Annotated in this window: 11 protein-coding genes; 4 read left to right on the forward strand and 7 right to left on the reverse strand. The window is 63.9% G+C overall.

Going from position 1 to position 12,733, the window contains the following annotated elements; genetic code table 11:
• Window positions 1–4: 4 nt before the first annotated feature.
• The 5 genes from HA399_RS06765 to HA399_RS06785 form a co-directional block, all read right to left on the reverse strand.
• Window positions 5–904, reverse strand: a complete 900-nt coding sequence (locus HA399_RS06765) for an ABC transporter permease (protein WP_404326549.1) — start codon at window positions 902–904, stop codon at window positions 5–7.
• A 7-nt stretch (window positions 905–911) separates the two neighbouring features.
• Window positions 912–1,856, reverse strand: a complete 945-nt coding sequence (locus HA399_RS06770) for an ABC transporter permease (protein ID WP_404326551.1) — start codon at window positions 1,854–1,856, stop codon at window positions 912–914.
• Window position 1,857: 1 nt separating this feature from the next.
• Window positions 1,858–3,126 carry an alkaline phosphatase family protein gene (locus tag HA399_RS06775; RefSeq protein WP_404326552.1) on the reverse strand — a complete coding sequence of 423 codons (1,269 nt, stop codon included), beginning with the start codon at window positions 3,124–3,126 and terminating at the stop codon, window positions 1,858–1,860.
• A complete protein-coding gene (locus HA399_RS06780; protein ID WP_279836669.1) occupies window positions 3,126–4,625 on the reverse strand; it encodes an ABC transporter substrate-binding protein in 1,500 nt (499 codons plus the stop codon). The genes HA399_RS06775 and HA399_RS06780 overlap by 1 nt, the downstream gene beginning before the upstream one ends.
• 305 nt (window positions 4,626–4,930) lie before the next feature.
• Complete coding sequence (locus tag HA399_RS06785; protein ID WP_052384372.1) at window positions 4,931–5,968, reverse strand: LysR substrate-binding domain-containing protein; 1,038 nt, start codon at window positions 5,966–5,968, stop codon at window positions 4,931–4,933.
• A gap of 253 nt (window positions 5,969–6,221) precedes the next feature.
• Between HA399_RS06785 and HA399_RS06790 the strand changes: the two genes are divergently transcribed.
• Window positions 6,222–7,319 carry a TauD/TfdA family dioxygenase gene (locus HA399_RS06790; RefSeq protein ID WP_404326553.1) on the forward strand — a complete coding sequence of 366 codons (1,098 nt, stop codon included), beginning with the start codon at window positions 6,222–6,224 and terminating at the stop codon, window positions 7,317–7,319.
• Window positions 7,316–7,891: an HD domain-containing protein gene (locus HA399_RS06795; RefSeq protein ID WP_404326555.1), complete on the forward strand. Its 576-nt coding sequence runs from the start codon at window positions 7,316–7,318 to the stop codon at window positions 7,889–7,891. The genes HA399_RS06790 and HA399_RS06795 overlap by 4 nt, the downstream gene beginning before the upstream one ends.
• A gap of 16 nt (window positions 7,892–7,907) precedes the next feature.
• Here HA399_RS06795 and HA399_RS06800 read toward each other — a convergent pair whose 3' ends face one another.
• Complete coding sequence (locus HA399_RS06800; RefSeq protein ID WP_043332286.1) at window positions 7,908–8,810, reverse strand: LysR family transcriptional regulator; 903 nt, start codon at window positions 8,808–8,810, stop codon at window positions 7,908–7,910.
• Window positions 8,811–9,027: 217 nt separating this feature from the next.
• Between HA399_RS06800 and HA399_RS06805 the strand changes: the two genes are divergently transcribed.
• Together HA399_RS06805 and HA399_RS06810 are read left to right on the forward strand one after the other, a co-directional pair.
• On the forward strand, window positions 9,028–10,014 hold the full coding sequence (locus tag HA399_RS06805; protein ID WP_107335034.1) for a zinc-dependent alcohol dehydrogenase family protein: 987 nt from the start codon (window positions 9,028–9,030) through the stop codon (window positions 10,012–10,014).
• A 200-nt stretch (window positions 10,015–10,214) separates the two neighbouring features.
• On the forward strand, window positions 10,215–11,024 hold the full coding sequence (locus HA399_RS06810; RefSeq protein ID WP_404326556.1) for an SDR family NAD(P)-dependent oxidoreductase: 810 nt from the start codon (window positions 10,215–10,217) through the stop codon (window positions 11,022–11,024).
• A 291-nt stretch (window positions 11,025–11,315) separates the two neighbouring features.
• Here HA399_RS06810 and HA399_RS06815 read toward each other — a convergent pair whose 3' ends face one another.
• The gene (locus HA399_RS06815) at window positions 11,316–12,728 is read right to left on the reverse strand and encodes an amidase (protein ID WP_404326557.1); all 1,413 of its coding nucleotides are present in this window, start codon (window positions 12,726–12,728) and stop codon (window positions 11,316–11,318) included.
• Window positions 12,729–12,733 lie beyond the last annotated feature (5 nt).

A 12,733-nucleotide genomic window follows, 5' to 3' on the forward strand; every position in this document is an offset into this window, starting at 1 on the left:
GGAATCATTCGGGGCGCCCCGCACGGTCGATGCCCAGTGTCTTGGCCAGGGTGTCGGCGACCAGATTGATGGCGATGATCAGGCTGGACAGCGCCACGATGGGCGGCAGCACGGCCCAGGGCGCAAACGACATGAAGCCGCGACCATCGGCGACCATCAGCCCCCAGTCCGGGGTCGGCGGGGAGACGCCGAAGCCGAGAAACGACAGCGAGCTGAAGGCCAGCAATGCCCAGGACCAGCGCATTGCCAGCTCGACGAGGATGGTGTCGAGCACGTTGGGTTTGATCTCGCGCCACAGCAGGCGCATCAGGCTGTCGCCGCGCAGTCGTGCGGCCTGTATATAGTCAAGGCACAGCACTTCGCGGCACGCCGTGACCATCACGCGCACCACCGCCACGCCATAGAAGATGCCCAGAGTCAGGATGAAGACCAGCGGGCCGGGGCCCATCACGCCGATGACCAGCAAGAGGAACAGTAGCCAGGGAATCGACAGCAGGGCGTCCACCAGACGCATGGCGATGTTCTCGACCCGCCCACCGATGATGGCCAGCAGCATGCCGCAGGCGCTGCCCCATACCACGGCCAGCACGGCGGCTGGAAGAGAGGTGTAGATGGCCTCGCGGCCCCCGGTCAGGGTGCGGCTGAGGACATCGCGGCCGAGCTGGTCGGTGCCCAGCCAATGTTCGGCACTGGGGGGCAGCAGCGAGGCGAGACTGTCACCCGCAGAGATGTCATGGGGCGCCAGCCAGCGGCCAGCGACGGCCAGCAGAAGATGCAGGCCGATCAGCACCAGGCCCAGGCGGCCCTGGCGATTGGCCCACAGCAGCGCCAGGGTGTGTTGACCCGGCAGGCTGGCCAGGGCCAGCCGCGGGCCGCGTGCGGTCGTCGAGGAAGAAGCGTTCATGAGTGACTCAGGCTGTCTTGAGTTTGGGATTGAGCACGATGACCAGCATGTCGGCGACCAGATTGCACAGCACATAGGTGACGGAGAGCACCAGTGCGCAGGCCTGCACCACCGGCATGTCGCGGTCATTGATGGCCGAGATCATCAGGCGCCCCAGCCCCGGATAGTTGAAGACCTGTTCGACGATCACCACGCCGCCCAGCAGCCAGGCGATGGTCATGGCGGCCAGACTGATGGTCGGCAGCAGGGCGGCCGGCGCCAGATGGCGGATCACCAGACGCCAGCGCGGCAGCTGGCGGATACGCGCCATGTTCATGAAGTCGCTGTCCATCACGCTGATGGTGTTGGAGCGGGTCATGCGCATCATGTGTGCCATGGCCACCAGCGCCAGCGTGATGGCGGGCAGCCAGACACCGGGTAGCAGGTTCCACAGGCTCTCATTGGCACCGGCCACGGTGATGGCAGGGAACCACGGCAGCCAGATGGCGAAGGCCAGGGTCAGCAGGGTGGCGCTGATGAATTCCGGCACCGTCATGGCGATCAGCACCAGGCTGGAGAGGCTGGAGTCGATCCAGCTGTCGCGCTTGAGCGCCGCGATCAGCCCCAGCAGGATGGCCAGCGGAATGGCCATCACGGTCGCGATGCCGCCCAGCAGCAAGGTGTTGGCCAGACGCGGCATCAAGGTAGCGCTGACCGGTGCACGACTGGTCAGTGAGGTGCCGAAATCACCACTCAGCAACTGCCCCCACCAGCTGACGAAGCGTGTCGTCACCGGCGTGTCCAAGCCAAGCTCGGCGCGACACTGGGCGAGATTGATCGGTGTCATGCTGCGTCCCAGATAGTTGACGCAGAAGTCGCCGGGCAGCATCTCGATCACCCAGAACACCACGCAGGCCACGAAGACCAGCGTGAAGCCGCCATACAGGCAGCGCTGCAACAGCATTGCCCACATCTCAGTTCACCTCTTGAAGATCGCGTGCCCGCTGTGGCGTCGAAGCCTCACCGAGGGGCGGCAGGCCCAGCACCTGACGCAGGCGCGGGTGGAGGGCCAGTGACTCGAGTTCAAGGCGCTCGCCCGCAGTGATTGACGGGCCGTGCAGAATGGCGAAGCGCTGGTCCGACGTGGCGCCGGGGCCGAAACCGTGCGTGGAGACATAGCCGGGCGCCGCCACCAGCTCTGCGTGATGGGCATGCTTGCAGGCGGGTTCGAAGCTCATGCCCGGCGGTGCCTGATAGAGCTGGATATGCTTCACATCCGGGGGCAGGAAGTCGGATGCCGCGAGCGGCGTGACGCCGAACTCGGCCAGGCGCGCGGCCTGTTCGCGTTGGCGTTCGTCATCGTCACAGGCCACCAGCAACAGGCCACCATCACATTGCAGCGCGACATCCGGTAGAAGGCGGTCTGCCACCAGCGCCCGCTGGACCGGGGCATGACCATGATCACTGAAGACACACAGGTGATAGGCCTCGCGCTTGCCGATGGCTTCAAGGCCGGCCAGCAGGCTGCCGAGCTGGGCATCGACCATCATCAGGGCCCCATCGACCAGGGCATCATCATTGCCATGCACATGCAGGCAGTAATCGGGAGTGTTGAGTTCGAGCAGCACCAGCTCTGGCGTTTCGCGCTCGATCAGCGACAGCGCCTCGTTGAGCAGTTGCTGGTCATTGCTCATCGCGCGCATCAGGGCGTCATTGCGGGCATCCCAGTGATTCAGACGCGGCGCGGTCATGCCCTTGGCGCGCAGGTCGCCGTCCTCCCACCAGGGCGACAGATACCAGTCGCAGCTCTCGGGGCGGGCCAGCCCGAAGCCGAGGCTGGCCACCCGCAGTCCTGCCACGCGCGCGGCCTCGAGCAGGGTCTCGCCACGCAGGTCCTCGACCGCTGCTGGTCGAAAATGCCCTGCAGCGGCGTTGGCGTCTGAGGCGTGACAGTCGCTATCCGTCTCAGTCCCTGTAACAGATGCAGACTCCGTCTCCGTCTCCGTCTCAGCACCGAGGCAATGGATGCCGTTGGAATAGATGCCGTGCACCTGAGCCGATTGCCCGGTCAGGACGCCCGCTCGCGCGGGCATCGAATTGGCATTGGTATCGGCACCCAGGCGCTCGATCAGCAAGCCGTCTCTGGCCAGGGCATCGAGATGCGGCAGGCGCGCCCGCGTCTCGGCGAAGCGCTGACTGCTGATGCCGTCCATCAGGATCAGGATCAGGCCAGGGCGGGACATCAGCTCTCTCCCTGCTTGTCGACCTGGTGCCAGCGAATGGCGAAGTGTTCGACTGCCGGGATATGCACCTCACGCTTCATGACGCGGTTGTTGTTGAGGTGGAAGGGAATCAGTGTCGCGCCGGTCTCGGTCAGCAGCGCCTGGGCCTGGTGATAGAGCTCGGTGCGTGCTTCGTCATCCAGGGTGGCGCGTGCCTTGGCGAGCAGGGCATCGAATTCAGGGTTCTTGTAGGCCGACTCGTTCCAGTTGGCCTCGCTCTGGAAGATCTCGTTGAGCACCTGATCGGTGGGGCGCTGGCCCCAGGCCGCGGTGAAGGCCGGCTTCTTCATCCAGGCGGTGTTCCAGTAATCCGCCGCGGGCACGTTGTGCACGTTGACGGTGATGCCGGCCTCGGCTGCCTGACGTTGGTAGAGCTCCGTCATCGGGCGGAAATAGTTGTCGACGCCGCTGGTGTAGACGTCGATCTCCAGCCCATCGGCATACCCCGCGTCGCTCAGCAGGCTGCGAGCGGTGTCGAGGTCCTGCGGGCATTGCTGCGCCAGCTTGTACTGATCGCCATTCCAGACCGGGTTGTCACAGGTAATGGTGGCACCGCCCTTGCCGAACAGCAGGTTGACCATCTCTTCACGGTCGGCCACCAGACGCAGCGCACGGCGCACGCGCACATCCTGGAAGACCTCGTCGTCGGCGCGGAACACCATGCCACGCCAGTCGCCGGTGGCGATGGAGTCGTAGTGGTAGGCCGGGTTGCTGGAGAACAGGCGCAGCTGCTGGGCGTTGACGCCATTCCAGCCCGACCAGTCAATCTGGCCGGCCAGCAATGCCTGGGTGCGGGCGTTGTCATCGGGAATGCCGATCAGGTCCATGCCATCCAGCTTCGGTGCGCCTTCCCAGTAGTCAGCGAAGGCTTCGAAGGTAGTGGTGCCCTGCGGATCGAATTCGACCAGCTTGAAGGGGCCGGTGCCGATGCCCTGCAGTGAGGTGTCGTCATCAAAGCCGACCGGCACGATCTTGGCGCGGTAATCCATCAGCAGAATCGGCAGGTCAGCATGGGACTGGCTGAGGCGGAACACGATCTGGCCGGTCTCATTGACGCTGACGTCCTCGATGACTGACAGCGCGGCACGTGCCGGAGCATCGCGCTCGGGGTCGAGCAGACGCGTGAAGCTGTAGATGACGTCATCCGCGCTCAGCGCCTTGCCGTTGTGGAAGCTGACCCCGTCACGCAGCGTGAAGGTCCACTCATCGGCAGCGGGATTGGCCTGCCACTCGGAGGCCAGGTCCGACACCGGCTCGCCCTTGCTGCCCTGACGGACCAGGCGGCTGTAGATCAGCTGGTTGGCCGAGTAGAAGCGCGTCGGGGAGATGGGGTCCAGCGACTCCTTGCCACTGAACTCGACCCAATGCGGGGTGCGCAGTGTCTCGGCATGGGCCAGCTGGGGGACGGCCAGTTGGGCGAAGGCGGCAAGGCCGATGGCGGCGATCAAGGGCTTCTTCATGTCAGGCTCCAGGCAAGGGCAACGGTCAGGGACGGTAGTCAGGGACAGTGGTCAGGGGCGGTCGTCAGGTACGGTCATCAGTGACAGCAAGCAGGTTCCGCAAAACCGGGTCAGGCCGACAGGCAGGCCGTTGGTTGGCTCGTGGCGCAGCCCGCCGGGACGGTCGGACTGCGTCAACGCTGTCGTCTTGAGGCGTCATCTTTGGCGCAGATGATGACGTTTCCGTGACAGATGCCAGCCGTTGGCCGCAACAAAAACTGCGACTGTGCCTTAGAAATTCTGAGGCTCGCGTCTTCCTGCCCGTGCTAGCGGGGCTGGGAGGGCATCTCGCTGGTGACAGGATTGGCCTGAGAGGTGTGCATGGTGCTGCGCAACCAGGCACAGAAATCGTTGACCGCCGGGGCATGGCGGCGTTCTGGAGACACCAGCAGGTACTGGCTGCTGGTACTGGGCATGCGCAAGGCGTGGGCCAGTTGCAGGCGTCCGTTCTTGATCAGGTCCATCACGAAGGACTGGCGGACGAGCAGGAAGCCGTGCCCCTCGAGCGCCGCGGCAATCGCCAGACTGGCATTGCCGAACTTGAGACCGGCCGGCGGGATGTGGCCACGAAACTTCTGCAGCCGGAACCAGTCCAGCCAGCTTTCGCGGTAGCCGATGCACTCGATTCGTGGCGCGCGGGCCAGCTCGTCGAGTGGGCTCGCGGGCGAGGCATTGGGGGCGAGGGAGTGGTGCAGGAAGGTGGGGCTTGCCACGACGACCCACTGCTCATCGGCCAGTTTCTCGTACTCGCGCCCACACCAGCCGCCGTAGCCATTGATGATCTCGATATCGACGTCGGGCTGCTCGTCCGGGAGTACCTGGTTGTGCGGCAGCACCGTGACCTGGATGTTCGGATGCAGGCGCTGGAAGTCCTTGAGCCTGGGGATCAGCCAGTATTCGACGAAGCTGTGATTGGAGCGCAGTGTCAGGCTCTGTTGCTCATCGTGCTGGAAGAGGGTGGCGGTGCCGCGCTTGAGGGTCTCGAACACGCCACTGACCAGCGGCAGATAGGCATGCGCCTCATCGGTCAGCTCGATGCGATTGCCGCGGCGTACGAACAGGCTGACCGCGAGGAAGTCTTCCAGCTGCTTGACGCGCTGACTGACGGCGCCCTGGGTAATGCACAGTTCGGCGGCGGCGCGGGTCAGGCTGCCGAGGCGTGCGGTGGCCTCGAAGGCGGTCAGGGCATTGAAGGGAGGTAGGCGCTGAGCGAGGCGCTGGGAAGGGTGATAGGCAGGACGCGACATGCAGAACTCCAGCTTGACTGAGCCAGTCGCCGCATCGGCGGCTGGTGCTGAAGCCATGACTGCAGATCCTGCCGCGGCACGCGGCCGGGCGCTCATTCTTGCAGCCGTGCATGACGATGACGTGACAGTCTGCGCGCATAAAAACTAAGGCTCGCCGCCAGAAAGTCTCGCTATGGTCACGGGTCTGCGTTCACTAGCATGGCGGGCATTCACTGGCGGATCGCTCGTTTGACATGAGCGATTGCCACACCCGTTCGTCATGCCGTGCCTTGCGGCTTGTGATCGCACTCGACAGACAGGAAGACTCTGCATGCCTCGCCTCGCGTTTGACGCCGAACAGCTTCACCTGACTCTGGATGATGGCCAGACCCTTGCCCAGCATGTGCTGTGGCTGCAAGACCATGACCCCGCCCGTCGCCATGCCAATGGCCAGCGTCTGGACAGTGTGCTCGACCTCGACTGGGACGCCGCCATCAGCGAGGCGGCGCTTGAGGAGGGCGATGTCCTGCGAGTGACACTGAGCAATGCACGCGAGATTCGCTACGGCGTCGATGAGCTGGCCGCCTTGAGCACCGGCTTCCCCGATGAGCGCAGCAGTGCGCACAAGACGCTGTGGCAGGGCGGCGAGTTCTCGGTCGCCCGGGTCGAGTGGGCCGATGTCATCGCCGGGGAAGAGGCACGTCGCAAGGCGCTGGCCTGGGTCCGTGACACCGGGGTGGTGTGCCTGCGTGGCGTGCCTGTCGAGCCGGGCAAGGTGCTCGAGGTGATCGAGCAGTTCGGGTATGTGCGCGAAACCAATTACGGTAAGCTGTTCGATGTTCGCACCGAGGTCTCGCCGAGTAATCTCGCCTTCAGCAATCTCGGACTCGGGGCGCATACCGACAATCCCTATCGTGATCCGGCGCCGAGCATCCAGCTGCTGCATTGCCTGAGCAACGAGGTGGAAGGCGGCCAGACCCTGCTGGTGGATGGCTTCGCCGCCGCCGAGCGCCTGCGCGAACTGGCGCCGGAGAGTTTCGCGCTGCTGACGCGCACGCGGGTGCCGTTCCGCTTCCATGACGCGGACCATGCCGATCTCAGAAGCTGGGTGCCGTTCATCGAGACCGACCACAAGGGCAACATCCGCCAGGTGCGTTACAACAACCGCTCCATCGCCTCGCTGCCGCTGCCGCTTGAGGCGCAACGCGCCTTCTATCGTGCCTATCACGACTGGGCGCGCGTGATCGGTCAGCCGGAGCAGGCCACGCGCCTGCGCCTTGCCCCGGGGGACTGCCTGCTGTTCGACAACAGTCGCGTGATGCATGCCCGTACCGCCTTCGTGGCCGGTGGCAATCGTCATCTGCAGGGCGCCTACGCCGATCTCGACAGCCTGTATTCCACTCTCAACCTGCTGGAGAACGCCCGATGATCACTCAGCCTGCCAACGCCGAGGGCATCGTCGGCCTGATCGAGGACATCTTCGCCCTGCACGGTGCGGACTCCTATCTGGGCGAGGAGGTGACCATGGCCGAGCACATGTTGCAGGCGGCGCATCTGGCCGAGCAGCAGGGGGAATCCGAGTCGGTGATTCTGGCCGCCTTGCTGCATGACGTGGGGCATTACGCCAATGCGCTGCCGCCGGAGGTCTTGATGAACGGCCAGGACAACCGTCACCAGGTCAGCGGTGCCGACTGGCTGGCGCGCTTCTTCCCGGCCGAGATCGTCGAGCCGGTACGCCAGCACGTGGCGGCCAAGCGTTATCTGGTCGCGGTGGAGCCGAGCTATCGCGCCTGTCTGTCACAGGCCTCGCTGGATAGCCTGGCCCTGCAGGGCGGGGCGATGGAGCCGCAGGAGGCCGCGGCCTTTGCCCAGCTGCCCCAGCTTGCGGCCATCCTCAAGGTGCGGCGCCTGGATGATGCCGCCAAGGTGGCCGGCATGCAGACGCCGGACTTCGCTCACTACAAGCCGATGCTTCAGCGCTGGGTGCTGGCGGCGGGATGACGGGCTTTCCGGCGTCTCAGCCCTGTTGGACATCCCAATAGGGCGGGCTGCCGAAGTATTCGGAGAAGTAGTCCAGGAAGGCGCGCACCTTGGGGGCCAGCTGGCGGTTGCTGGGATAGACCGCCCAGATGCCGGTCTCGCTGATCAAGGGCGTCTCGGGCAGCACCTCTACCAGGCTGCCTTCGGCCAGGTGGCGGTAAATGCTCCATGTCGAGGACAGGGTGATGCCCAGGCCAGCAGCGCAGGCGTCACGAACGGCTTCGCCATTGTCGGTGCGGATACGCCCCTTGACGCGAATCGGCTCGACGCCGTTCTCGCACTGAAAGCACCACTGGTCCATGCCGATCAGGGTCAGGCATTCGTGTTCGTGCAGCATCGAGGGATGCGTCGGCGTGCCATGGCGCGCGAGATAGTCCGGCGAGGCGCACAGAATGCGCTTGTCCGGTGCCAGGCGCCGTGCGATCAGGCTGGAATCCTTGAGGGCGGAGTTGCGGATGGCGATATCAAAGCCGCCCTCGACCAGATCGACGATGGTGTCGGTCAGGCGCAGGTCCAGCTCCAGATCAGGGCAGCGCTCGAGAAAACCGGCCAGGCCCGGTACCAGGTGCATGCGCCCGAAGGAGGCAGAAGCGGTGATGCGCAAGGTGCCGCTGGGGGAGGTCGTGCCGATGCCGACGGCAGCCCGCGCGGCCTCGGCGCTGATCAGTACCTCCTCTGCATGGGGGAGAAAGGCACGGCCTTCTTCGCTCAGCGCCACATGACGCGTGGTGCGATGCAACAGGCGCACCCCCAGACTGTCCTCGAGTTTGCGCAGGTGAGAGCTGGCGACGGCGGGCGACAGCCCCAGGTCCTCGCCGGCCTGACTGATGCTGTTCACGGCGGCCAGACGGACGAACAGCTTCAGGTGCTCAAGATTCATGCGGGTGTCCTCATTTGCGTCGACGTGCGTGGCTCCCGATGGCGAGAGGCACACCAGCAACGGCTTGGCGCAATGTGCGTGACGTTCACTACGCCCAATACGTCCAACACATCCATTACTTTCAATAAAACCAATAAACTGATTGTAGTTTATCGCCGTTTATCATTCAGGCCCATGACAATTATGCTGGCTCCACATCCACGCAGGAGACAGACTCATGAAAGCGATGCTCGTCAAATCATTCGGTGGTCCCGAGGTGTTCGAAGCGGCGGAAATCGCCAAGCCCCAAGCGGCGGCAGGTCAGGTACTGGTGCGCATCGCCGCCACCAGCATCAACACCGTCGACACCATGATTCGCGAGATGGGCCCTGAGCTGCCGCTGTCTCCGGCACTGCCGGCGCTGCTGGGCATGGACTTCGCCGGTACCGTCGAAGCCGTGGGCGAGGGCGTCGAAGGCTACGCCATCGGGGATGAAGTCTATGGTTGTGCTGGTGGCCTAGCCGACCTTCCGGGCACGCTGGCCGAGTACATCGCCGCCGATGTCCGCCTGATCGCCCACAAGCCGAAGTCCCTGAGCATGGTGGAAGCCGCGGCGCTGCCGCTGGTCGGCATCACGGCCTATGAAGGTCTCAAGCGCGCCAACATCGAGGCCGGTCAGAAGGTGCTGGTTCACGGTGGTGCGGGTGGTGTGGGTCATATCGCCATCCAGCTGGCTCGTCACTTCGGTGCCGACGTCGCCTCTACCGTCGGTCGTGATGAGCACGAGACGCTGGTCGAAGGGCTGGGTGCCAGTGCCATCAATTACCGCAATGAGCAGGTCGCCGACTATGTGGCCAAGCACACCGACGGCAAGGGCTTCGACATCGTGTTCGACTCCGTCGGCGGTGCCAACCTGCCGACCTCCTTCGAGGCTGCCGCGCTCAATGGCCATGTCTCGACGACCGTGTCCTTCATGGAAATCGACCTGACCACCGCGCACTTCAAGGGCCTGTCACTGCACGTCGTCTTCATGCTGATCCCGATGCTGCATGACTTCCGTCGTCAGCAGCACCACGAGATTCTGGCCGACATGGCGCGCATCGCCGATGCCGGCGCGCTCAAGCCGATCATCGATGATCAGGTCTTCCCGCTTGAGGAAGTGGGCCAGGCCCACGCCCGTCTGGGCAGCGGCAAGGCAACCGGCAAGGTCATCGTCGAGGTCTGATGCCAAGACCTGCTGCTGAGGCCTGATGCCGAGGTCTGATAGCGAGACCTGATAGAGAGGCCTGATAGCGAGACTCGCCAGCCATCCAGGCGGCAGCATTTTGACACTGCGCTGGCACAGATGAACGACAGGGTGTGGCCATACGGCACGCCCTGTCGTTCGCGTCTCAAGCGTCGTGTGACATTTCAAGGAGAGAGCGCATGAAAACCATCCTTATCACCGGTTCTACCGATGGCATCGGCCTGGTCACGGCCAAGTCCCTGCTGGAGCGCGGCCATCGCGTGCTGATCCACGGGCGTAGCGAGCAGAAGGTCAATGGCGTCGTCGCCGAACTTGCGGCGCTGGCGGGGGCTGAGCGTGTCGCCGGTTTCGTGGCCGACCTGTCCGATCTGGCCGCCATCGATTCACTGGCAAGCGAAGTGCTGGCGGCCAACGCCAGTCTGGATGTCCTGATCAACAATGCCGGTGTCTTCCAGGCCCCCAGCGTCGTGACGGCTGAGGGTCTCGACCTGCGCTTCGTGGTCAATACCCTTGCCCCCTATCTGCTCACCCATAAACTGGCTTCGGCACTGCGTCCGGCCGGGCGGGTCGTCAACCTGTCCTCGGCGGCTCAATCCTCCGTGGACCTGAAGGCGCTGACCGGAGAGGTCGCGTTCAACGACCACTACGCGGCCTATGCCCAGAGCAAGCTCGCGATCACCATGTGGACCCGCACGCTTGCCCAGGACTGGGAAGGCCAGGGGCCGATCCTGATCGCGGTCAACCCGGGCTCTCTGCTGGCCAGCAAGATGGTCAAGGAAGGCTTCGGCGTGCCGGGCAAGGACTTGGGCATCGGTGCCGATATCCTGGTACGTGCGGCACTGGATGAGGAGTTCGCCGGCGCCAATGGTCAGTACTTCGACAACGACGCCCAGCGATTCGCACCCCCGCACGCCGACGCACTCGATGATGCGCTGTGCCGTGAAGTGGTCGCGACGATGGAGAAGACGCTCGGCTCTGTGGCTGGCTGAAGTGCGCCGGGAACCGCTGTCACGCTGCAATATGACGCCCCGCTCATGCTGATGATCTCTCAGCGTGGGCGGGGCGTCTTCGTATGCAAGGGCATGCAACGGCTGGCGGATGGATGGCGCCGGCTAGCCTCAGAGGCGATCGATCGCGGCGCTGACCTGCCGGGCACCGGCCAGGATCTCGGCGATGACCGCCTGGGTCTGATCGACGCTTTGTGTCATGCCAAGCTCGTAAGAAAACCGGCGTCGCCGATAGGCAATTGACGACAGTCGTTTGCTGGGAACTTCTCTTGGCTAGGGCTTGGGATAGACAAATCCAGGAAGCATCTCTTCAAGCAACATGGCAGCATGCATCACTTTCATGTCCTGGAACTTTCCTCCCACCAGATGCAGTCCGACAGGCAGTCCATTGTCATCCAATCCGCAGGGGAGTGATGCCGCGGGTTGTTGGGTCAGGTTGAAGGGGTAGCTGAACGGCGTCCAGTCCATCCAGTCAGCGTATTTCTTGCCGGGTGGGACGTTGTGCCCAGCGGCAAAGGGTGAAATGGGCAGGGTAGGGGTGACAAGCAAATCCCATTGCTCGTGGAAGGATTGCATGTGTGCGCAAAGTGCAGTCCGCTCTCGTCTTGCCGCCAGATATTGCGACAAGGAAATGTTGTTTCCTCGCTCTGCAATGTCCAGCAAGCCCGGGTCCATGTGCTCTCGCTGGCTGTCGGTCATCTTTTCGACCACCTGGGTGGCACCCGCGAACCACAAGGTATTGAAGGTATCGAGGGGACAGGCAAACCCGGGGTCTATCTCGATGACGTCAGCGCCCAGTCTCGAGAGTAGAGCGACCGCTTCGTCCACTCGCAGGCGTATGTCCTGTGCAACGTCGACATACCCAAGCGTCGGGCTGTAAGCGATTTTCCATCCTTCAAGAGACAATGGGAGTGGCGCATTCCAATCAATGCCATGTGGATTGCCGAGCAATCCGTCTCGGGCATCCGGTCTTGCCATGCTGGCAAGCATCAGGGCGCTATCGGACGCCGTCCGCGTCATCGGTCCCAGGTGTGAGAGTGTCGACATGGCACTGGTCGGCCATTGAGGTATCCAGCCAAACGTGGGTTTCAGGCCGAAAGTGCCGGTAAAGCTGCAGGGAATGCGGATCGAACCGCCCGCGTCACTTCCTTGATGGAGCATGCCCAGGTTGAGTGCGGCCGCTGCCCCAGCCCCGCCTGAGGATCCACCCGACGTCAGCGTGGTATTCCAGGGATTGCGCGTCACGCCGTGCAGCGGGTTGTCCGTCACTCCCTTCCAGCCGTACTCCGGTGAGGTTGTCTTGCCGAGAAAGACGGCGCCTGCCTTGCGCAGGCTCGCGGTGACGGGGGAATCGACGTCACTCCCCCCGTCGGGTGATGTGGTGGCGGAGCCGTACCGGGTCGGCATGTCCCGGGACAACGTCAGGTCCTTGAGTGTTGTCGGCACACCGTCCAGCGGGCCGCAGGGCGAGCCGTTCATCCAGCGGGCTTCGGCGTCTCTCGCCGCCTTCATTGCCCCATCATGGTCGATATGCACGAAGGCATTGATCTTGGGGTTGAGCGTGTCGATACGTTCCAGACAATCCCGGGTCAGCTCGACAGGGGATAGCTCGCCCTGGCGGAATAGCGTCAGGGCGTCAGTGGCGGTCAATTCAGATAATTGCGTGGGAATAGAGGCTGGAGTCATGTCAG

The sequence above is a fragment of the Cobetia sp. UIB-001 genome (assembly GCF_044789135.1).
Lineage (GTDB): Bacteria > Pseudomonadota > Gammaproteobacteria > Pseudomonadales > Halomonadaceae > Cobetia > Cobetia amphilecti.